Source organism: Microcoleus sp. LEGE 07076 (assembly GCF_015207455.1).
GTDB lineage: Bacteria > Cyanobacteriota > Cyanobacteriia > Cyanobacteriales > Microcoleaceae > Microcoleus.
This window is the reverse complement of sequence record NZ_JADEWV010000015.1, coordinates 12,496-32,296: the sequence shown is the minus strand read 5'-3', so window position 1 is coordinate 32,296 and position 19,801 is coordinate 12,496. Positions and strand designations below refer to the sequence as shown.

At 41.7% G+C, this 19,801-nt stretch carries 25 protein-coding genes; 16 read left to right on the top strand and 9 right to left on the bottom strand.

Features of this window, described 5'->3' with window-relative positions:
* Positions 1 to 137 precede the first annotated feature (137 nt).
* Positions 138 to 380 (bottom strand): hypothetical protein, encoded by a 243-nt coding sequence (locus IQ270_RS04220; RefSeq protein WP_193972002.1) that lies wholly within the window; start codon positions 378 to 380, stop codon positions 138 to 140.
* Between the two features lie 503 nt (positions 381 to 883).
* On the opposite strand from IQ270_RS04220, the gene IQ270_RS04210 reads away from it, so the two are divergent.
* From IQ270_RS04210 to IQ270_RS04190, 5 genes are all read left to right on the top strand, one after another.
* Positions 884 to 3,124 (top strand): phosphoketolase, encoded by a 2,241-nt coding sequence (locus IQ270_RS04210; RefSeq protein ID WP_193972001.1) that lies wholly within the window; start codon positions 884 to 886, stop codon positions 3,122 to 3,124.
* Positions 3,125 to 3,203: 79 nt separating this feature from the next.
* Positions 3,204 to 3,800, top strand: a complete 597-nt coding sequence (locus IQ270_RS04205; RefSeq protein WP_193972000.1) for a Uma2 family endonuclease — start codon at positions 3,204 to 3,206, stop codon at positions 3,798 to 3,800.
* A 101-nt stretch (positions 3,801 to 3,901) separates the two neighbouring features.
* Entirely contained in the window at positions 3,902 to 4,498 is a 597-nt protein-coding gene (locus IQ270_RS04200; protein WP_193971999.1) for a Uma2 family endonuclease, read from the top strand.
* Between the two features lie 163 nt (positions 4,499 to 4,661).
* Positions 4,662 to 5,783 (top strand): DUF262 domain-containing protein, encoded by a 1,122-nt coding sequence (locus tag IQ270_RS04195; RefSeq protein ID WP_193971998.1) that lies wholly within the window; start codon positions 4,662 to 4,664, stop codon positions 5,781 to 5,783.
* Positions 5,783 to 6,442 carry an MAE_28990/MAE_18760 family HEPN-like nuclease gene (locus IQ270_RS04190; RefSeq protein ID WP_193971997.1) on the top strand — a complete coding sequence of 220 codons (660 nt, stop codon included), beginning with the start codon at positions 5,783 to 5,785 and terminating at the stop codon, positions 6,440 to 6,442. The genes IQ270_RS04195 and IQ270_RS04190 overlap by 1 nt, the downstream gene beginning before the upstream one ends.
* 78 nt (positions 6,443 to 6,520) lie before the next feature.
* Here IQ270_RS04190 and IQ270_RS30680 read toward each other — a convergent pair whose 3' ends face one another.
* The gene (locus IQ270_RS30680; protein ID WP_228056069.1) at positions 6,521 to 6,823 is read right to left on the bottom strand and encodes a hypothetical protein; all 303 of its coding nucleotides are present in this window, start codon (positions 6,821 to 6,823) and stop codon (positions 6,521 to 6,523) included.
* Between the two features lie 363 nt (positions 6,824 to 7,186).
* Between IQ270_RS30680 and IQ270_RS04180 the strand changes: the two genes are divergently transcribed.
* Together IQ270_RS04180 and IQ270_RS04175 are read left to right on the top strand one after the other, a co-directional pair.
* Complete coding sequence (locus tag IQ270_RS04180; RefSeq protein ID WP_193971996.1) at positions 7,187 to 7,414, top strand: hypothetical protein; 228 nt, start codon at positions 7,187 to 7,189, stop codon at positions 7,412 to 7,414.
* Positions 7,411 to 7,689 carry a type II toxin-antitoxin system RelE/ParE family toxin gene (locus IQ270_RS04175; protein WP_339384283.1) on the top strand — a complete coding sequence of 93 codons (279 nt, stop codon included), beginning with the start codon at positions 7,411 to 7,413 and terminating at the stop codon, positions 7,687 to 7,689. Before IQ270_RS04180 ends, IQ270_RS04175 begins: the two co-directional genes overlap by 4 nt.
* Positions 7,690 to 7,739: 50 nt before the next feature.
* On the opposite strand, the gene IQ270_RS31800 is transcribed toward IQ270_RS04175, so the two are convergent.
* Complete coding sequence (locus tag IQ270_RS31800; protein ID WP_255532366.1) at positions 7,740 to 7,874, bottom strand: hypothetical protein; 135 nt, start codon at positions 7,872 to 7,874, stop codon at positions 7,740 to 7,742.
* Between the two features lie 242 nt (positions 7,875 to 8,116).
* Between IQ270_RS31800 and IQ270_RS04170 the strand changes: the two genes are divergently transcribed.
* From IQ270_RS04170 to IQ270_RS04135, 8 genes are all read left to right on the top strand, one after another.
* Positions 8,117 to 8,533, top strand: a complete 417-nt coding sequence (locus tag IQ270_RS04170; protein ID WP_193971995.1) for a XisH family protein — start codon at positions 8,117 to 8,119, stop codon at positions 8,531 to 8,533.
* On the top strand, positions 8,521 to 8,856 hold the full coding sequence (locus IQ270_RS04165; RefSeq protein ID WP_193971994.1) for a XisI protein: 336 nt from the start codon (positions 8,521 to 8,523) through the stop codon (positions 8,854 to 8,856). The genes IQ270_RS04170 and IQ270_RS04165 overlap by 13 nt, the downstream gene beginning before the upstream one ends.
* 157 nt (positions 8,857 to 9,013) lie before the next feature.
* On the top strand, positions 9,014 to 9,241 hold the full coding sequence (locus tag IQ270_RS04160) for a hypothetical protein (RefSeq protein WP_193971993.1): 228 nt from the start codon (positions 9,014 to 9,016) through the stop codon (positions 9,239 to 9,241).
* 41 nt (positions 9,242 to 9,282) lie between these two features.
* A complete protein-coding gene (locus tag IQ270_RS04155) occupies positions 9,283 to 9,450 on the top strand; it encodes a hypothetical protein (protein WP_228056067.1) in 168 nt (55 codons plus the stop codon).
* A gap of 43 nt (positions 9,451 to 9,493) precedes the next feature.
* On the top strand, positions 9,494 to 9,763 hold the full coding sequence (locus IQ270_RS04150; RefSeq protein WP_193971992.1) for a hypothetical protein: 270 nt from the start codon (positions 9,494 to 9,496) through the stop codon (positions 9,761 to 9,763).
* On the top strand, positions 9,760 to 10,215 hold the full coding sequence (locus tag IQ270_RS04145; protein WP_193971991.1) for a type II toxin-antitoxin system VapC family toxin: 456 nt from the start codon (positions 9,760 to 9,762) through the stop codon (positions 10,213 to 10,215). Before IQ270_RS04150 ends, IQ270_RS04145 begins: the two co-directional genes overlap by 4 nt.
* Before the next feature lie 217 nt (positions 10,216 to 10,432).
* Complete coding sequence (locus IQ270_RS04140) at positions 10,433 to 10,849, top strand: papain fold toxin domain-containing protein (protein WP_193971990.1); 417 nt, start codon at positions 10,433 to 10,435, stop codon at positions 10,847 to 10,849.
* A 42-nt stretch (positions 10,850 to 10,891) separates the two neighbouring features.
* Positions 10,892 to 11,260: a hypothetical protein gene (locus IQ270_RS04135; RefSeq protein WP_193971989.1), complete on the top strand. Its 369-nt coding sequence runs from the start codon at positions 10,892 to 10,894 to the stop codon at positions 11,258 to 11,260.
* 30 nt (positions 11,261 to 11,290) lie between these two features.
* On the opposite strand, the gene IQ270_RS04130 is transcribed toward IQ270_RS04135, so the two are convergent.
* The 6 genes from IQ270_RS04130 to trpS all read right to left on the bottom strand — a co-directional run bounded on the left by IQ270_RS04130 (position 11,291) and on the right by trpS (position 18,197).
* Entirely contained in the window at positions 11,291 to 11,977 is a 687-nt protein-coding gene (locus tag IQ270_RS04130; RefSeq protein WP_193971988.1) for an aminodeoxychorismate/anthranilate synthase component II, read from the bottom strand.
* Positions 11,978 to 11,987: 10 nt separating this feature from the next.
* Positions 11,988 to 13,421: a M14 family zinc carboxypeptidase gene (locus IQ270_RS04125; RefSeq protein ID WP_193971987.1), complete on the bottom strand. Its 1,434-nt coding sequence runs from the start codon at positions 13,419 to 13,421 to the stop codon at positions 11,988 to 11,990.
* A gap of 85 nt (positions 13,422 to 13,506) precedes the next feature.
* On the bottom strand, positions 13,507 to 14,688 hold the full coding sequence (locus tag IQ270_RS04120) for a hypothetical protein (protein ID WP_193971986.1): 1,182 nt from the start codon (positions 14,686 to 14,688) through the stop codon (positions 13,507 to 13,509).
* Positions 14,681 to 15,988 carry a tryptophan synthase subunit beta gene (gene trpB / locus IQ270_RS04115; RefSeq protein WP_339384280.1) on the bottom strand — a complete coding sequence of 436 codons (1,308 nt, stop codon included), beginning with the start codon at positions 15,986 to 15,988 and terminating at the stop codon, positions 14,681 to 14,683. The genes IQ270_RS04120 and trpB overlap by 8 nt, the downstream gene beginning before the upstream one ends.
* Positions 15,985 to 16,758 (bottom strand): tryptophan synthase subunit alpha, encoded by a 774-nt coding sequence (gene trpA, locus IQ270_RS04110; RefSeq protein ID WP_193971985.1) that lies wholly within the window; start codon positions 16,756 to 16,758, stop codon positions 15,985 to 15,987. Before trpA ends, trpB begins: the two co-directional genes overlap by 4 nt.
* A gap of 2 nt (positions 16,759 to 16,760) precedes the next feature.
* On the bottom strand, positions 16,761 to 18,197 hold the full coding sequence (gene trpS / locus IQ270_RS04105) for a tryptophan--tRNA ligase (protein ID WP_193971984.1): 1,437 nt from the start codon (positions 18,195 to 18,197) through the stop codon (positions 16,761 to 16,763).
* 213 nt (positions 18,198 to 18,410) lie between these two features.
* On the opposite strand from trpS, the gene IQ270_RS04100 reads away from it, so the two are divergent.
* Complete coding sequence (locus tag IQ270_RS04100) at positions 18,411 to 19,796, top strand: NB-ARC domain-containing protein (RefSeq protein ID WP_193971983.1); 1,386 nt, start codon at positions 18,411 to 18,413, stop codon at positions 19,794 to 19,796.
* The last annotated feature ends 5 nt before the right edge of the window (positions 19,797 to 19,801 follow it).

Below are 19,801 nucleotides of genomic sequence, written 5' to 3'. Positions count from 1 at the left end.
TCCTGACATTCTGTGCTACCACAATGCTCACAATAATCAGGGGTGCTGATTTGATATCTATCTACTCGCCCAAATCGTTTTCGGGTTTTACCGATATGTCCCGGTTGTCCTCCTGGTTTACGCTTTGGCTCGGACTCTCACTCTGGCTCTTTTGAGTTATCAAAAGCGGCTGTCTCTGATTTCTGTATCAGATCGCTCGATGGTGGCTTTGATGATGTTTTACCATTACTGGGCTGTCTCTCTTTGAGTTTTTCAAGCTCTTGTTGTAATTTTTCAATCAGCTTGTGTTGGGTTAGCACAATTTTGACCAGCTCCTGGTGGCTCAACTGGTCAACCATTTCTAATTTTAGTGCTGCTGATAACTCTGAATTTTCGCTCATCTGACTACATTACCATATTGTTCGGCTCGGGAGCGGAACGATTTTTACCTGAATCCTTACCTAAAACTAAAACGGGGCTATCTGTAAATGTCCTTAATCAGGTTTATAAAATTGGTCGAAAGGTCGCTGATAATTTCAAGAATACTATGAAAATTGTTTTCGACGAATATTTGCCAGAATGGAATTATCGAGCCTTACCTAAACCTGAGTAATTCATTAAGTTATTTATTCTTCATTCCTTACTTGGTATTTTAATTGTTAGTTAGGCATACCAAATAAGGAAGAACCTAAATTTAGCGATATAAAAAGGGTTCGTAGTGCGGACTTCAGTCCGCAATCCGGAAGCGGACTGAAGTCCGCACTACGAACCTTTTTTGTTGCGATAGTCGATCGGACATGATTGGATTTATAATTGGCAACAACAGAAATAACGATCTTTTGCAACAAATAAGTTATAAAATTACTGTTAAATTAATCTAATCCAAATTTTTCAGGTATCAAGCATGACTGCAACTACGTCGAAGGCAACGTCAGCCATCCCCAGTTTTTGCGAAGGAATCCAGTATTTCTCCGAAACAGTGCCGGGTTTTGAGACTTACGGGAAAGCACCCGCGATCGCCAGCGGAAGCAAGTCGATCGCCGATGCGGCCGATCCCGTCGCCGTCTTTCAAACAATGCTGGGAGCAGACGCCCTGCGCTACCTGACGCTGCAAGTCACCGCCAGCAAGGCATCGGGACATCCGGGCGGTTTTGCCAGCCAAGCCGAGGCCTATGCCGCGTTGGTGATGCTCGGACACAAGAACATTGTCACCGAAGTCGGGCACCACGCGCCGGGATTTTACAGTGCCATGTTTCTCGATCGATCTTTAGAAGACATGGGAATTGTCAACGTGCAGCAAGTGCGCGATAAATTCCGCGAAAAAGACGGTTTATTAGGACATCTTTCCGGTTTCATTCCCGGCCTTTTAGCACCAGCCGGTCCCCTCGGACAAGGGCAGCATTTTGCAATGGCGGGAGCACTTTTGCATCCCGGAAAACTGTTTGCTTTCACAATGGGCGACGGCGGTATGGGCGAACCCTATCCCATGAGCAGCATGGCGCATTTTCACACTGCTTATCCCAAGGCTACTAACTTTTTACCAGTGTTAGTTTGGAACGGATATTCTCAAGAACATCACAGCATGGTTTCGACAAAAACTAATGCTGAAATGATTGCTTATTGGCAAGGAAACGGTTTTGAAGAAGTCATCTTAGTTGATGCTAAGGAATTTGACGATAAAAATCAACCGGAAGCTTATGTTGACAGCACTGCTTTTTCACTCGAACAGCGCATGGCATTTACCAAAGCTGTTTTAGAAGGAGTTGACAAAGCAGCCAAATCTGCTCTCGGCGGCAAATTAACTGCGTTTATTATCAAACAGTTGAAAGGTGCAGGAGTGCACGCGCGCGGGTCGAAATCTCACAACCTTTATCCAAAAGATACGCTGGATGCTCCGCACATTATTAGTGCCTTAAAAGAGCGCGCTTTGACGGTGGCTGCTTGGGAGTTGGTGCGGACAAATTGCGAGCGCGCCGGCGGCGGGCCTGCAGCGAAAACAGTTGTTACTGAGTTTACATTGCCGCTGGCAGATTTGGGCGAATTGCCTTTAGAAGAATTTGCAGTTGGTGGAGAAGCCAAGATTTCGACAACTGCAATGGGACGTTTGGTAGCGAAAGTCGGCGAGTGCGATCGCACTTTTGTTGTCACCAATGCTGACGGTAATGAAGCATCGGCAATTGCCAACATCAATCAAGCTCTCAAAATCATTCACCCGACAACAGATGACCTCTACAATCAATCGCCAAACGGTCAAGTTTACGAACCCTTGAGCGAAGATGCTTGCGCGGGTTTGGCTGTAGGTTTGTCGCTATTTGGAGGGCGGAGTTTGTGGTGTTCCTACGAATCTTTTGCTATCAACGGTTTACCAATTTGGCAAACTGTTACCCAAGCAATGGCAGAATTGCGCCGTCCAACTCCGGCTACTGTCACCTTATTTACGGCAGGTGCATTGGAGCAAGGCCGCAACGGTTGGACGCACCAGCGGCCGGAAATTGAGGCTTATTTTGCCGCAATGATGCGTAACGGCAATGTGTTTCCTTTGTTTCCACCGGATGCTAACAGCATTCAAGCTTGTTACGAGTGGGCTTTGAGTGCTAAAAATAAGGGAGTTGTGATTACTGCGAGCAAGTCGCCGCTGCCAATTCGCACTACTTTTGCACAGACTCGCCAAGGTTTGCAAGACGGTGCAGTTGTGCTGCACGAAATCAATTCTCCCCAAGCTCCTCACAATCAAGGGGGAAGCAAGAAAGTTGTGTTTGCTGTTGTCGGCGATATGACTTTAATACCGGTGTTTGAAGCGGCGACATTTTTGGAAACAGAAGGGATTGGAGTGCGGATTGTTTCTGTTGTGAATCCGCGCCGTTTGTACCGTTCAAGTGATGTTGCTTGGGATACTTGTTCTGAAGCTGACGGCGACTTTTTGAGCGATGAGAAATTTGCTGAAATGTTTGGCGGAGATGCCTTGATTGGCGTGACAGGCGGTGCTTCTGGGATGTTGGAGCCGGTGATGCTCCGCAGCAATTGCCCGCGTGATACTTTTGCTTGGAAGCGGGGGGAAACTACTTCTAGTGCGGGTCAGTTGATGGCGTTTAACGGGTTGACTGCTGAGGCGTTGACTAAAAGGGCGATCGAGCTAGTTCATTAAGTTAGAATGTGAAAGAATGCCCCTGCCTGGTTTTTACTGGGTAGGGGCTAGCAATATTTAAAATAGGATGGTGATAGCTGTGACTGCACAAGTTTTAGAAGAAGTAGTTACGCTTGGGGAACAGCGATTAATTCTGCCCGGTTATTATAGTTGGGAGCAATTTGAGGCTATAGAGTCTTTGATGGCAAACTCTTGTGGTTTGCGGATAACTTATCTTGATGGGTGGATCGAGTTTATGACATTGGGCGAAGCACATGAAAGCTTTAAAAAGGCGATCGCTATATTGCTGGAAGCATACTTTTTTGCGTTCGGAATAGAGTTCTTTCCTGTAGGGAGTGCAACTCGCAAAGACCGGGCCAAAGATGTCTCATTTGAGCCTGATGAGTCTTATTATATAGGTTCAATAAAAGAACATCCCGATTTAGCAATAGAAGTAACGATGACTAGCGGTAGTACAAATAAATTAGCTAAATATCTGCGACTTCGGATTCCAGAAGTTTGGTTTTGGGAAAATAATCAGTTGGCTGTGTATGGGATGCGCGAGAATGATTATGAGCTAATTTCTAAAAGTGATTTGCTGCCAGAATTGGATTTAGAATTGTTGGTTCGTTGTGTTTTAATGCCTTCAAGGATTGAGGCAAGACAGGAGTTTTTGAAGGGAATTCGGCCGCAGTAAGCTCGACTTTGTTCGCTAAGTTTTGAATGGGATTTCATGCTGTCCCTACCAGGGTTACACTATATAATGGCTAGCAATATTAAAATAGAATGGCTATACCTATGACAGCACAAGTTTTAGAAGAAGTAGTTACGCTTGCCGAACAGCGATTGATTCTCCCCGGTTATTATAGTTGGGAGCAATTTGAGGCGCTGGAATCTTTAATGGCAGATGCGCCTGGTTTGCGAATTATTTATCTTGATGGGTGGATCGAGTTTATGACATTGGGCGAAGCACATGAGACAATCAGTTGTATTCTTAATTTTTTGATACAACTCTACTTTTGTGAAATGGAAATTGAATATATTCCTGTAGGAAGTGCAACTCGCAAAAATCGAGCCAAAGATGTCTCATTTGAGCCTGATGAGTCTTATTATATAGGTGAAACGAAAGAACATCCCGATTTAGCAGTAGAAGTGACAATTACTAGCGGTAGTACAAATAAACTAGCTAAATATCTGCGACTTCGGATTCCAGAAGTTTGGTTTTGGGAAAATAATCAGTTGGCTGTGTATGGGCTGCGCGAGAATGATTATGAGCTAATTTCTAAAAGTGATTTGTTGCCGGAATTGGATTTAGAATTGTTGGTGCGTTGTGTTTTAATGCCTTCAAGGATTGAGGCAAGACAGGAGTTTTTGAAGGGAATTCGGCCGCAGTAATTTGGTTAATTAATAGGACTTAAGCAACAAATCGCTTGATCTGCTATAATTGCAGGGTTAAATACTGACTTTTAGTCAGGCGCAACGAAACACAGTAGAATAGCTAAGTATCCCTATTCTACAAAAATAGTTAAACATAACAACATTTAGCACACCTTGAACTATGTCCCTGCAAGATGAGATTGACAAAACAAGGCAAGAAATTAGGACTGATGGCTACTCAATGTCTATTGGAGAGTGGATCAGCCTTTATGAAAAGAGTGAGATTGATATTCATCCAGATTTTCAGAGATTTTTTCGTTGGTCAGATCATCAAAAATCTACCTTCATAGAATCAATCTTGCTAGGTATACCTATTCCACCAATTTTTGTGAGCCAAAGAGATGATGGTGTTTGGGATGTTGTAGATGGTGTTCAGAGACTATCCACAATATATGAATTTGTCGGAATTTTGAAAAAAGATGAATCACAAAAAGATGAATCAGAAAACAATACACATCCAGTAGCCTTACAAAAAACTACATATTTAGCTTCTTTAGAAGGTAAAAAATGGGACGATCCAAATGACAAAGATAATTCTTTCACTCAAGCACAGCGTTTATTGATTAAGCGCTCAAAAATTGCTGTCAATATTGTTGAGAAAGAAAGCGACAAAATGATTAAATATGAGCTCTTTCAGCGACTGAATACAGGAGGTTCCGTTGCTACACCTCAAGAAGTGAGAAATTGCATTCTTTTGATGTTGAATAAAGATTTATATCAATTGATGCGTTCACTTGCCGATTATGAATCATTCAAAAAATGCACGGCTTTAAGCGATAGACTCTATGAAGAAAAGTATGATATGGAGTTAGTATTGCGTTTCATACTTCTCTTAAATCAAGATGAGAGCAGCCTTGAAAAGTTGGGTGGTGATGTTCACGTTTTCCTAACAGAAAAAATGCGTGAAATGGCTGTCAATAAAGAATTAGATTATCACCATATAGAAACCGCATTCAAAACAACATTCGATCTTCTTAATGAAACTACAGGTGATGATAGTTTCAAGAGATATAAATCTGAACAAGACAGGTTCCTTGGTGGTTTTCTATTATCGGCATATGAAGTGGTAGCATTGGGAATCGGATATAACTATAAAAATCTACCTCAAACAAACCAGATATCTGATAAAATAAAAGGTATTTGGTCACATCCAACTTATCAAAAATGGTCGGGAGCAGGCGTGAATGCTGCAAGACGTTTACCTTACCTGATTCCGCTTGGTAGGAAAGTATTTTCGCCCTAATGAGTATCCGAACTGCTGAACAATTAAGTGATAAGCTTTCCACCGATCTTGCTTGGCGAAAGAAGGAACTTTCGGAACTCAAATCCTTGGTAGAAGCGAGAAATGTTTCTCCTCAAAGGCATAGTGCGTTGATTCGGAGTGGAATATGTATTCTTTATGCTCATTGGGAAGGTTTTGTCAAATTAGCATCAAATAGTTACCTAGAGTTTGTTGCGATGCAAAAACTTCGCTACGATCAGCTTAGTAGCAATTTTCTGGCTCTGGCAATGAAGACAAAATTGAATGAGGCTAGAGACACTAATAAACCATCATTATATATACCTGTTTGTGATTTATTCCTTTCTAACTTAAATGCTAAATGCTCTTTGCCATACAAAGACAAAGATGCAATTTCTACTGCATCCAATCTGTCTTCTGACATTTTGAGGGAAATAACTTGTACTCTGGGAATAGACTTTTCTGTTTACTCTACTAAGTCCGTGTTAATCGATATTAAGCTTTTGAAAACAAGAAACGAAATTGCACATGGTAACTATTTGACGTTTGACAGAGAAGAGTATATAGAGCTACACGCAGAAATTATGGGAATGCTTGATGTATTTCGTAATCAGATAGAAAATGCTGCTGTTAATAAGGATTATATGCGGAATTCACCTTAGAAAGGCGAGAACGCAACTCGTAAAATTATCACAGTGTTTGGTATTTGGTGTGAAGGTCGATCGATCCAGTGCAGGGATTTACCGCACACTCAGCAATTCATCAAGCTTGTTTTTTAGTTCGGGCGATGCTATTAGCGGTCTGTAAGCTTCACCTTCATACGGCTTCCAAACATATCCAAGAGTGAACGATCGAAAAACCGAATCCGCTCCAGTCGCTTGCCAAACAGCTTCAGCTAAAACCAATCCTGGAAAAACCAAGGCTGACTCTTCAATCAATTCGCTATAGGTTCTAAACTCGTCTGCTTCCATACCAACTAAAGCATACCGAAACGGTGGAGCCAACCGCAAATTATTATACAGAGGGAGACCTATTTCTGTCATTAAATAAGCACTTTCTGGAGTGCCTGTCCCAATCTCACTGATGCCACTCGGACAAACTCGGCACCACCAATTTTATTCTATATCCTGAAAAATTTCTGCCCTACATTGGGAATGTCTACCGTTTGAGAGCGTCCAGAAAATTTCATTAAAATATTGAGCAAATTGCTTTGCTTCAGATTGTTTTATTCCACATTCAGCCGATAAGCTAAACACCCATGCCATTGCTGTTCTCCCGTTGACTAAATTAAACTCTCAAACTTTCTCCCATTCGCTTTGTGTCTGGGCGAGAGCTGTTTCATAAACCAGATATTGCCACAGCACTCTCAGGTAAGCTAGAATTGCAGGAAGTTTCGGGAGTATGACATGGAAACAACGTTAAATATTGAATATCTTACGAACAAAGACGGAGATGTAAGCGCTGTGGTGATTCCTATTGAGCTATGGCGACAACTACTACTACCTAATGAAGAAGTTTCTGTCGCTCGACTTGCGGGTGCGGTAGAAGATTATTGCATGAACAAAGCAATGGATGAAGCTGTTAATACTCCCTTGCTAAATCGCTCGGAAGCCTTAGCTTATCTTGAGGAATAGTTATCTGGGAAGTTCAATACCGTCAGGCTTTTCTAAAAGACTTGAAACAACTGAAGAACTCGACATCTTACCAGCGCATCTACGATCTGGCTTTTACAACACTAGAAGCAATCAACACCTTGGAGGAGATTTCTGACATTAAAGCCATGAGAGGTTACGCGGGTCGCTATCGCATCCGCATCGGCGATTACCGTATTGGAATAGAGGTTAATGAAGATGTTATAGAAGTGATGCGTGTTCTACATCGTCGGGAATTTTATCGTTATTTTCCCTAAGCAGTTGGAATCTTGATTTGTAAAAGAGAAATGCGATCGCTCTTTATGTGTTATGGGCGATCGCTCTTGGTACAAGTATCGCACTGTTTGGTATTTTGTGTAATGGGCGATCGATCTTTCATTTTAGGCGATCGCTCATCAGAAACAAGAAAGGGCGATCGCCCTGCGGGATAGCTACGCTTCACGCAACTCGTAAAATTATCACAGTGTTTGGTATTTGGTGTGAAGGGCGATCGCACCACTGAAGGGATTTACCCCATGCTCAGCAATTCATGAGGATCTCCGCCAAATTTTGGGGGTTTGCGAAATGGTGGTAAGCTTTCGATAGATAGGGATGCGGACATTCCTTGTGTGTTTGTAATGACTATTGCGCTCACACATCTCAATTAACGCCAGTATAATTGTAGTTGTTTGTCATCAGGGCTTTATGTCAGCAAAGGATAAATTTCATGATGTTGTGAAGATTGCGTTGCAAAAGGAGGGTTGGCACATTACAGATGACCCACTTTCCATCAGTGTGGGTGGAGTTGATATGTTAATCGATCTGGGGGCGGAACGTCTGCTGGCAGCCGAACGGCAGGGCGAGAAAATTGCTGTAGAAATCAAGAGCTTTTTGAATACTTCAGCGATAACAGATTTTCATTTAGCGGTTGGACAATTTATTAACTACCGTACAGCACTCAAGTTTAAAGACCCCCAACGTCAGCTATTTTTGGCAATTCCTTTGACAGCGTATAACGATTTTTTCAAGCGTGAATTTACAATCGCAGTTGTGGAAGATTACCAGTTCAAATTATTAGTATATGACGTAGAAGAAGAGGTGATAGCTTTATGGAAAAAGTAGAAAAATATCGGGATTGTATCAAACAAGTTCTCACGAAATATGCTGCATACAAGCCTTCTTATGGAGAAGTGGATGTGCAAGTTGTTTTTGACACAGAACACAATCATTATCAAGTTGTTCGAGTGGGTTGGGATAACAAACAGCGAGTTTACGGTTGTCCTATACATCTCGATATTAAGGATGGCAAAATCTGGATTCAGCAGAATGGAACAGAAATCGATTTAGGGCAAGAGCTGGTTGATATAGGTGTGCCGAAGTCTGATATTGTGGTTGGGTTTCATCCACCTTATATGCGTCAGTTCACAGAATTTGCAGTGAGTTAAAACTAACGTTGATGCTTTTGGTTGCATAAAGAGCGATCGCTCTTGATGCGTTATGGGGCGATCGCTACCAATGTTTACTTGATATTTTATCCTAAACCAGATATTGCCACAGCACTCTCAGGTAAGCTAGAATTGCAGGAAGTTTCGGGAGTATGACATGGAAACAACGTTAAATATTGAATATCTTACGAACAAAGACGGAGATGTAAGCGCTGTGGTGATTCCTATTGAGCTATGGCGACAACTACTACTACCTAATGAAGAAGTTTCTGTCGCTCAACTTGCGGGTGCGGTAGAAGATTATTGCATGAACAAAGCAATGGATGAAGCTGTTAATACTCCCTTGCTAAATCGCTCGCAAGCCTTAGCTTATCTTGAGGAATAGTTATCTGGGAAGTTCAATACCGTCAGGCTTTTCTAAAAGACTTGAAACAACTGAAGAGCTCGACATCTTACCAACGCATCTACGATCTGGCTTTTACAACACTAGAAGCAATCAACACCTTGGAGGAGATTTCTGACATTAAAGCCATGAGAGGTTACGCGGGTCGCTATCGCATCCGCATCGGCGATTACCGTAGGGTGGAAAGTTAACTTAAACTGGTGATATAATAAATCAAATAATTATAAGACTGCAATGGCTACACTTCAGATTGAAAACCTGCCTGATGAATTGTACAGTCGCATTCAATATCTTGCCTCAGAAAAAAATTTGACTCTCAATGAAGCAGTCATTCGTCTATTGAAGCAATCATTTGAGTCTGACAAGGTAACGATCGATCGGGCGCAAGAGAGCAAACCAATGTCAGCAATCCTACAGAGGATTCGCAGTCGTCCTAGAGTTAATCCAAGGGATTTTGGTTTAATGGATAGTACGATTTTGATTGGAGAGGATCGCAACAGATGACTGTTCCGTTACGATGTGTCATCGATACAAATATTTGTATTAAGCAGTTTATTTCCGATCCACTGACTCCAAAAGTTAATCAACTATTCGATTGTCTCGACGATCTGGATGTTGAGTTTTTCGTACCCGATCTATTTTATATTGAGTGTGCTAATGTTCTTTGGAAATATGTTCGAGCTAACCTTTACACTGCTGAACAAGTTCAGGCAGATTTAAGTGACTTGAAAGCTTTAGGATTTCAAGTTACTTCAACGAAGTATCTAATGAGTGAAGCTGTCCAAATTGGTTTGGACTATGGAATTACAGCTTATGATGGCTGTTATGTGGCACTTTCAGAGCAAGTTATGGCACCGTTGCTAACACTCGATGAACGCTTAGTGAATTCGTTGAGAGATAGTAAGTTTGATGTGCGACTGTTTACAAATTTCACAGTACCAACTCGCTCTGCGTAATAATTCTGATTGACTAATAGATTGATGTTTTTAGATAATTGAAAATAGGCGATCGGTCATCAGAAACAAGAAAGGGCGATCGCTCTTGATGCGTTATGGGGCGCTCGCAATCTGTACAATCATCCCACTATTTGGTATTTGCTGTGAGGGGCGATCGCACCACTGAAGGGATTGACCCAACACTCAGCAATTCATCCAGACAGATTTTGAGATATACTTGTACACAAAGATAGGAGGTAAATTTTCCACTTTGAGTTTAGATCCGAGTAGTTTAGATGAGATTCGAGAAGAGATCGCTAAAATTGCCAGCCTGTATGGAGTTTTTCAATGTGTTGAATGCAGTCAAGCTATCAAAGAGTTCTTGACAGTCAAAAATGTAAATGGTAAGCAGATTAAACTGGATTTAGAAAAGCAAGACCTACCTTGGTCAGTGATTTATGATTTACGACGACAGCAGCAAATTGCTACTAATGGCTACCATCAAGGGATATCAATTACAATCGACGAACAGGAAATTGTTTTTGATAATATAGATTTTAGTGGCGTGACTCGGCAGGAATGGCTCCAAAATTTAACATCTCCTACTCTGGAACTGGGTATGGGAAGTTTTAAGATTATAGAAGAGGAATTTTGAGTGGCAAAAATTACAATTATTGAAAAATATTGAGGTAAAAGAATGCACGATTTATATACGGTGATTGAGAAAATTAAGAAAGCTCCTTCAATGTACTTGGGACGACACTCAATTATTTGCCTTCAGGCTTTTTTATCGGGTTACAGCGTTGCTAAATATGAGTTAGGAGAACAGCCAACAAAACAAGATAGCGATTTTATGCAGTTTCCTGAGTGGATACGAAAAAGATTTAATGTGCAGACTAGCCAATCTTGGGCTAACGTCATTCTGTTTTATTCTGAGGATGAAAGCAAAGCACTCGATAAGTTTTTTGAGCTGTTAGATGAGTTTATCGATCGTGATTTTTCTGCTGATACTTTAGGCGAGGGCGGATTGGATATAGAGGAAAAAGTGCAAGTTTTCAGAATTTGATAGAAAGGGCGATCATTTTTAATCAAAATGTTATTGTTCCCATGCACCCACAGCAGATTCATCATCTGTAGAATTTGAAATAAAGTTAAGAAAGTTTTGTAATAAGCCTTCACGAACTTTATCGTTTGTCAGTATGCTTTCAGGATGAAACTGCACTCCTTGAATCCATTGGTATTCCCGATGCTGAAAACCCATAATTAAATCATCTCCCGCAGTCCATGCTGTACGCTCTAAGACTTCAGGTAAAGTTTCTAATTCAACAACTAGAGAGTGGTAGCGTGTCGCGTCAAAAGGGCTGGGTAAGCCAGCAAAAACACCTTTCCGTTTGTGATAAATTGGTGAAGTTCTACCGTGAATCGGCTCAGGTGCTAAAATAACACGACCACCAAACACTTCACCAATTGCTTGATGTCCAAGGCAAACGCCCAAAATCGGAACCCCTGGCCAAAATTCTTCTTCACGTTCATAACTTGGCCCCAGATCCCTAATTAAATCCATTGTTATACCTGCGTCTGAAGGGCGACCTGGCCCAGGTGAAATCACTATTGCTTTATAGTAGCCCTCTTTAACTCTATCTCTCACCTCTTCTACGGTAATTTGATCGTTACGAATAACGTCAATAACAGGGTGTTCGGTTCCGAGTTTAAGAGCGCTGAGACACTGAGAAACGTTATATGTAAAGCTGTCATAATTATCAATCAGTAAAATTCTAGTCATTGCACTACCTTTAGCTTGCTAATAGTCCAGATAAAATAATTCCGGCTTGGATTTTGACTTGATCGGCTAGATAAACGGTTTTGATTGTTGCGATTCCGTCTATGCGATCGCAAGCGTTATTAAATGTTTCCTCATAGTACGAAATAGCTGACTTGACGCGCTCTGATTTTTCTCCAGACTCCTCGTAAAGCCGGATCATCATAGCAGCTATTTCAGCTTCTAGCATTAGAGGTCGAATACGGACTTCTAGCAAGTCTTTGATTAAAGCCGGACATCCCCTGACTTTTTGGCAATCTTGGCGATCGCCTGCAATATTTCCTAACAACCATTTAGTTTTCTCTTGGTAAAACTCCATCAGCGGTGACGAAAAATTAGAGGCTGATAGACAAGAAAGCAAATTCATTCGCTGCTTGGCACTTGCCTCTTCAAAATCAACGAGCTTGCGTTTTGGGACTTCGCGATCGCAAGCTACAGGAATACAATCGGATAAAGGAGTTAAATCATCGAGTCCCACTACTTGAAAGTAAGGTAGCTCAGATACTAAGGACATCTGACATTGACATTCGCTTTCAACTAATTGGAATGAGTTAAGCTTAAATTTTTTAATTCGCTCTGGATCTCCTCCTGCTAACATTTTTTCGCGCATCACCTCAAAGCGGGGAATCCCATAAAAACCTGGTTCGATAAACTCAAAACCATCCATGCCATTATCGTTGTCTTCGTACACAGATAAACCTTGTTGATGGGTGACTGCACGCAAAGTTTCAGAAATATCAGAGGGTGGTTTTTGACTTACTAAAAACATCGCTCCCGGAAATACGTTAGCTGAGTGCAGAGTAACGTAATAACTAATTTTGGGAAAGCGACGATAAAATTTAGCTATGGCTTCTGGTTCGGGACGGCATTCTTGTGCCGTTTCAGGAGTAGGAATACCATGCTCAACATCTTCAGAACGATTGTCTCGATAGTAATGTCGCAGGTAGTCGCGGTAGGTAGGACGATCGAGTTTTAGCCATTCCCAGTTTTTTAATGTACCGTCGGGGTTAGCTTGTGGGATAAAGGCAAAAGAGTAGTTTTCTAGGATGGGTTGAAAGTTGGGTTGAGATGCGATCGCTTCTGCTAACTTCAGAATTGTAGTTGTGCCGATGGCTTCTTCAGCGTGACAGTTGCCAGTGGCTGCGATGATAGGGTTGTTATTTGTATCGCCTATCAGCAATGCGTAGAGAGGATGGCGAGCGCGAGAATGACCAATTTCTTCAATGCGGATGCGATCAGGATTATGGTTACGAATTGTCTGTAGTTGTGGCAAAATTTGGTCAGGGTGACAATGAGATGCACCGTCAGTGTTAACCAGTTGCAATATTTCAATAACTTGAGATTGCTTCAGCATATTAATCTTTATCTCTCCCCTAGAATCGAAATCTTGATTATTTGTCTTATTCATATTATTATACCTTGAGTTGAATAGATTTTTATAATTCTTGCAATAGTCCATAACTAATACCTGTTTCATTTATTTTGCTTGATATTTAGTTAGCCGATTGGAGGCGGTGATAAATCCCTAGAGATAGGGCAACCACACTTACTCCCAGACAAACGTGCCAAGTGTAATTTGGTAAAAAAGTCAGCAAGAAGCCAGGGATAATATAGCCACCTATCGATCCGAAATTGGTAAATATTTCTGCCACTGCACTTGCTCGCGGCTGCATTTCAGGCTGGCTATCATAAAAGTTACCGTAAAAAAGCCTTCCAAAAACGTCAAGACAGTTGGCGATCGCCCCCAAAACTAAAAATGAAAGTGATAATATCAGTATATTGGTAGTGGCGGAAATCAAAACCCCATATCCGGCAATTACCAAGAAATTGAGTACAATCACTATTTCTACTGTTAAAAAGCTGGACAGTAGCCCTTTATAGAAATGTCCAGCTATAGCCAAAACTATAGCCGTAGTACAGACCCCTATAGACTGCGATCTCAAAAATCCTTCGTAATTTGAATGAAACAGAATGACAATGCTAAACGCCATGGAACTTTCGACAAACCTAGACAGGAAAATAGCGATTATGCTAGGGAGTGGAAGCACAGAAAAATATTCATCTGTTGTTAGTTTTGGCTTGCTATTTTGAGGGATAGATACTGTTTTTTGTGGTTTCCATAAAAATAGCAGGGCAGCGGTAGAAGATAGCACAAAGGCAGCACCACTAATCATAAAAGGTGCAAATGGGTAAGACGACCGTACTGTTTGTAGCGCTGGAACTAGCGTGGATAACTCTAGCGAACCCCTCCCCAAAAGTGTTCCCACTTTAGTTGAGAGAGAAAATAAAGGCTGTGCTAGCTCTCTAATTGGTTGCGCGTTTTGATTGATAACTGTGTTGCCACCTACCCGTAAAAAAGCAGCTCCTGTGATGACGATAAAATTGGTAATAAACAGCCCTCTTGAAGAATTATAAAACAGAGCAAAACATCCAAGTGCCCCATTCACGAATAATGAGCCGACCAGCAGGGATGCGCGACCCCCTGAACGTTCTATGAGTTTGGCAGCCAAAGGAGCAGCTATAAAGTACATAACGTAGGGGAAACCGTTATAGAAGGCATTGGTGAGAGGATCTTTGCTCTTACCAATAATCTCAATAATCACAGGACCACTGGCACCACCCGCAAAACCAAAAGCAAGCATTCCTAGTAGAATTATCAGGATGTTTCTAGGCATTGCTTACCTGTTGTTTCTTGACGATAATTTCTGATAAAGAAGGGGGTTTTGAGAATTCCTGACAGAACCTCTTAAACTCTTTATCTTCGAGTCCTTTGGCAATATTAAATAAATAGTTATCGCCACGACCCGATAAATTAACCAGCACAATCTTATCTTTACCAAGTTCTGTCGCTACCTCTACTGCCTTTGCCACCGCGTGAGCAGATTCTAAAGCTGAAATCAGTCCTTCTGTCTCAGCTAAAAGTTGAAAAGCCTTTAAAACTTCGGTATCAGTAACTGAGCTAATTTCAAGACGACCGACAGAATACATATAAGCGTGTAAAGGCCCAATTCCTGCATAGTTCAAACCAGCAGAAATAGTTTCTGTTGGCAAACATTGCCCATTCTCATCAAGTAAAAAGTAAGACTTGAACCCCTCCATGACCCCAATTCTTCCTTGCCCCGATGAAATTCGGCTAGCGTGTCGCCCCTCCCGATCGATTCCTTCGCCTCCAGCTTCTACTCCCATCAATCGCACCTGTTCTTCGTACAAATATTCGTTAAAAGCCCCAATCGCGTTTGAACCTCCTCCGATGCAAGCTATTACTACATCCGGCAATCTCCCTTCTATTTCCTGCAATTGTTGTTTAGTCTCAACGCTCACAATCCTTTGAGCTTCGCGCATTATTTCAGGATAGGGATGCGGCCCTAGCGCCGAACCAAGCATATAGTAAGAGTCAGGGTTTTGAAGAAAATCGCCCAAAGCTGCGTCTACCGCTTCTACAAGCCTTTGCTTACCTTTCAAAACGGGGACAATATCTGCCCCCATTTGTTTCATAAAAAAGACGTTTGGGTACTGCTTTTCAATGTCCTTTTGCCCCATGTAGACCACACAATCTAAGCCAAATTTAGCACAAACTGTTGCTACTGCTATACCGTGCTGTCCCGCTCCTGTCTCGCAAATTACCCGCTTTTTTCCCATTCTTTTCGCCAGTAATACTTGGTAAACACAGTGGTTGATTTTGTGACTGCCTGTAAGATTGTTACCTTCATTTTTTAGATAAATTTTAGCGCCACAAAGTTTTTCTGTGAGTCTTTTAGCAAAAATCAAGGGGCTAGGGCGACCAATAAAATCTTGCTGCAAGTCTTTCAAGTCAGCTAGAAAATCTGCATCATTACGATACTTTTGAAAAGCTGCTTCTAACTCATCCAGAGACGGCAATAGAATCTCCGGGACATACTGACCGCCAAATTCTTGGTTTTCCCCGTAATAGCGATCGTGTATTTCAAACTGATTTGCAGAATAAATATTCTTCACTTCAACTCCTGTAAAAATTCAAAAACAGCATCGTAAATACTAGAATTAGCTTGCTTGGCTTTACTAATCCTTCTGACAATTTCCGTGCCAATTACAGCAATAAATCCTTGGGAGTTTAAATCCTTTACTTGTTCCTTATCTTTTATGCCAAATCCAACAGCAATCTGATAGTCCGATAGAGAATGCTTTAGACCATGCAAATACTTACTTATTATTGGGTCAGCTTGGTTGGTCAGTTCTCCGGTTTGACCAGTACGAGCCATAGCATAGATAAGCTGGTTAGCTTCTAACCAGGTTTTTATTTCCTCCAGACGTTGATCCTCAGTGTTTCTAGCAATTACAGGAATTAGTTGTAATTGATGTTGTTGGCACAATTGACTGAGTTGAGTTTGTTCTGGGGATCGACCAAAAGGGAGATCGGGGATAATCAAGCCACTAAAACCGTTATCTTTGAGTAAAGCGACCAGTTCGGCTAAGTCCCTATACAGAACGGTAGTTCCATAGGCTACTAACATCAGTTTAGTTGCACTATGCGGGAAATTATTCTGCTTGATTTGGCAGCAGGTATTTAGAATTTTTTTCAAACTATCTCCGTACTCTCTAGCTACCTGGTTAGCTTGATAGATAACCTCTCCATCTGCCACTGGATTAGTGAAGGGCAGTTGAATTTCTAAAAAGTCAACATTGACTTCAAGCATTGCCCTCAGAGCTTCACAAAACCCCTGCGGATTGGGATAGTTGGCAACCAAATGGGTCATTAAGCGTGGCATAATTACAACCCCACACGCTGCTTAGCGATCGCCAAAGTCTGCTTAGCAATTGGCTCTACCCGCTCCCTACCTTTTTGCAAAACAGCATCTACTAGACAGGGATTACTAGCCAACTCATTGTATTTTTGTCGAATGGGTTTTAACTCCTCAACCAGCAATTCTGTCAATTCCTGTTTAAGTGCTGCCGCACCCTTTCCTTCAAAGTGACGCTCAATTGCTTCCTTTTCCTTACCTGATAAAACTTGATAGATACTTAACAGGTTAAAAACTTCAGGCCGATTCTCATCAAAGCTTAATGTAGGATCGCTGTCTGTCTTAGCTCGTTTAATTTTGCGATTAATCTCATCCGGGCTATCTAACAAATAGATACAACTGTCTCGATTTTCATCTGACTTGGACATTTTCTTTGTCCCATCAGTCAAACTCATTACACGCGCTAAAACTTCCGGTACTTCAGCTTTGGGCACAGGCATTGTGTAACCATAGCGGTTATTAAATCGCCGCACAATCTCCCGACACAGTTCTAGGTGTTGCCGCTGATCGTCTCCTACAGGTACAAGAGTTGCCTGGTACAAAGAAATATCCGCCGCCATCAAAATAGGATAAGTCTTCAAACCAGTTCCTATCATCTGCTGCTTCTGTGACTTATCCTTAAATTGGGTCATCTGCTCTAACCGGCCCTCTGGTGTCAAGCAGCTAAAAATCCAGGCAAGTTCAGTATGATAGCCACCCAGATCGCTCTGACGGAACAGTGCAGCCTTCTCTAAATCCAGACCGCAGGCAATCAAAGTCATTACAGTCTTGCGAATGCGATCTCGCAAATCAGCCGGGTCAGGCAATACAGTTAAGCTGTGCAAATCAGCGATGAAAAAGAAATTCTCATCGTACTTTTCGATCTGCTTTTTCCAGTTAATAATCGCTCCCAAATAATTCCCCAGCGTCATATCCCCTGATGACTGAATGCCGGAAATAACTCGGTGTTGAGTGGTCTGGTTATTAGTTGTGTAGCCAAAATCATAAGTAATCAGCTTTGGCTTGTCCGCTTCAGAATCAAAGCCTAAATCTATCAGCACTTTTCGCAGATCGTCCGGTCTAATTTCAATAGCAGCATTCCGCCCTGCTGTTGGTAGATAGACTAAATCCCGGTCAAATACTGACTCATCCAGGATCACCCGTTGTACACTGCTTTTTGTTGCAATCAAAGAGAGTGCATCTGCCACTCCACTTGGATTGTATGTAAGTGAAGACGATCCCAGTAGCGTCTCTAGCACCGACAGGTCTAGCAATGATTCTGGCGAACCCAAGTTTTCTTCACAGATAAAGATTAAGTCTTTTTGAGTGCTTTCTAAAATAAAAGTCCTGACCAACTTGGAAGGCTCAAACTCGTAAACGACGTTGTGAGGGCAGTTTTTTTCTCTCAATAAAGAGGCGTCTGTCATAGTTAAGTTAAAATCCGCAGCTATTAAGCAGGAGAGTAATTTAACTTCAATTTATATTAATGAGCTTGCAAAATAATTATTATTTGTTGGCAATTTTGTTGGCAATTTTGTTGGCTAATCCAACCCGCCCTGTCTAAAAAATGTTGGAAAATGTTGGAAAATGTTGGAAAATGTTAGGTATAATACGGAAAATCACAACATCCACGATGCTGCATGAATCTTAAGGAAGTGTTAAAAATGGCTGACGAGGTGGTGTTTGCCAAAACCGGTCAGCACCTCGATAACTTACAAGAGGCAATTCTGCGAGGAACCATGCAAGGTGAGAAATATACCAAAATTGCCGAGGAGATTCACTGTAACGAGAGTTATGTCAGGGATGTTGGCTCAAAGTTATGGCCGATACTCTCAGAAGAGTTGGGAGAAGATGTTAATAAAACAAATTTTCGATCGACAATGGAGAGGTTGCAAAACTCTAATGTTGTAAACTTTGCACAAGATGTTGTAGTGAGCAGTATTTTCAACATTTGCGGACAAGCTAGACACCCACCAGAACTACCCAACTCACAGCCACCAAATCAGGAAACATCTAACTCAAAACAAATCAAAACTCTACATCAAGATTTAAGCGAAATGCCGGAGTTGGGTGCTTTCTACGATCGCACTTCCTCTCTCGACACCCTCACCACCTGGATTCTACAACAACACAGCCGCCTCATCACCCTCACCGGTATCAGCGGCATCGGCAAAACCACCCTAGCAGTACAACTCGTACAACAAATCAAACACGAGTTTGAGTACACAGCTTGGTACACCCTCGACGAATTCCCCACCATAGATAAATTTCAATCTAACCTAACACAGCTTTTTTCCAATTCACAAAAACCAGATTCATCCCCAACCAACCAGAAACCCTTACCGTTAATTAAGTATTTACAAAACCATCGCTGTTTAATAATATTAGATGACGTTCACAACCTTTTTTGTGGCGGCGAATTCGCAGGAAAATATAAACCTGAATGCGAAGAATATCGCACTTTATTCAAACAAATAGAAAAATTATCCCATCAAAGCTGCTTGATGTTAATTGGTTGGGAACAACCCAGAGAAGTGACTCAAGTTAAAAACCAAAATACTTCCATTCGTACCTTACAACTCAAGGGTTTAGACATCGCAGCCGGACGGAAAATTCTGATAGATTATGGGTTAGCAGAAAGCGATAACATTGAAACACTCATTCATCGCTACCAAGGAAATCCCCTATGGTTAAAAAGCGTGGCGACTCTGATTCAAGAATTGGGAGGCGGCGTGAATCAGTTATTACCAAATGATACCATATTGTTGCCAGAAGATTTGAAAGATGTTTTACAGCAGCAATTTAGCCGCCTATCCGAACTAGAAAAACAAGTAATCTCCTTGTTAGCCAAAGCAAGCGATGCAATTAACCTCACCCAATTGCTAGAAAATAGCCAAATTCCCGCCTCAGATTTGGTAAATGCGCTGCAATCTTTATCGCGGCGCTGCTTGATAGAACAACAAGCAAAATTTTACACTATTTCACCTGTATTGAGGCAATATGCCACCATAAGACTCGGTGGTTGAAACCG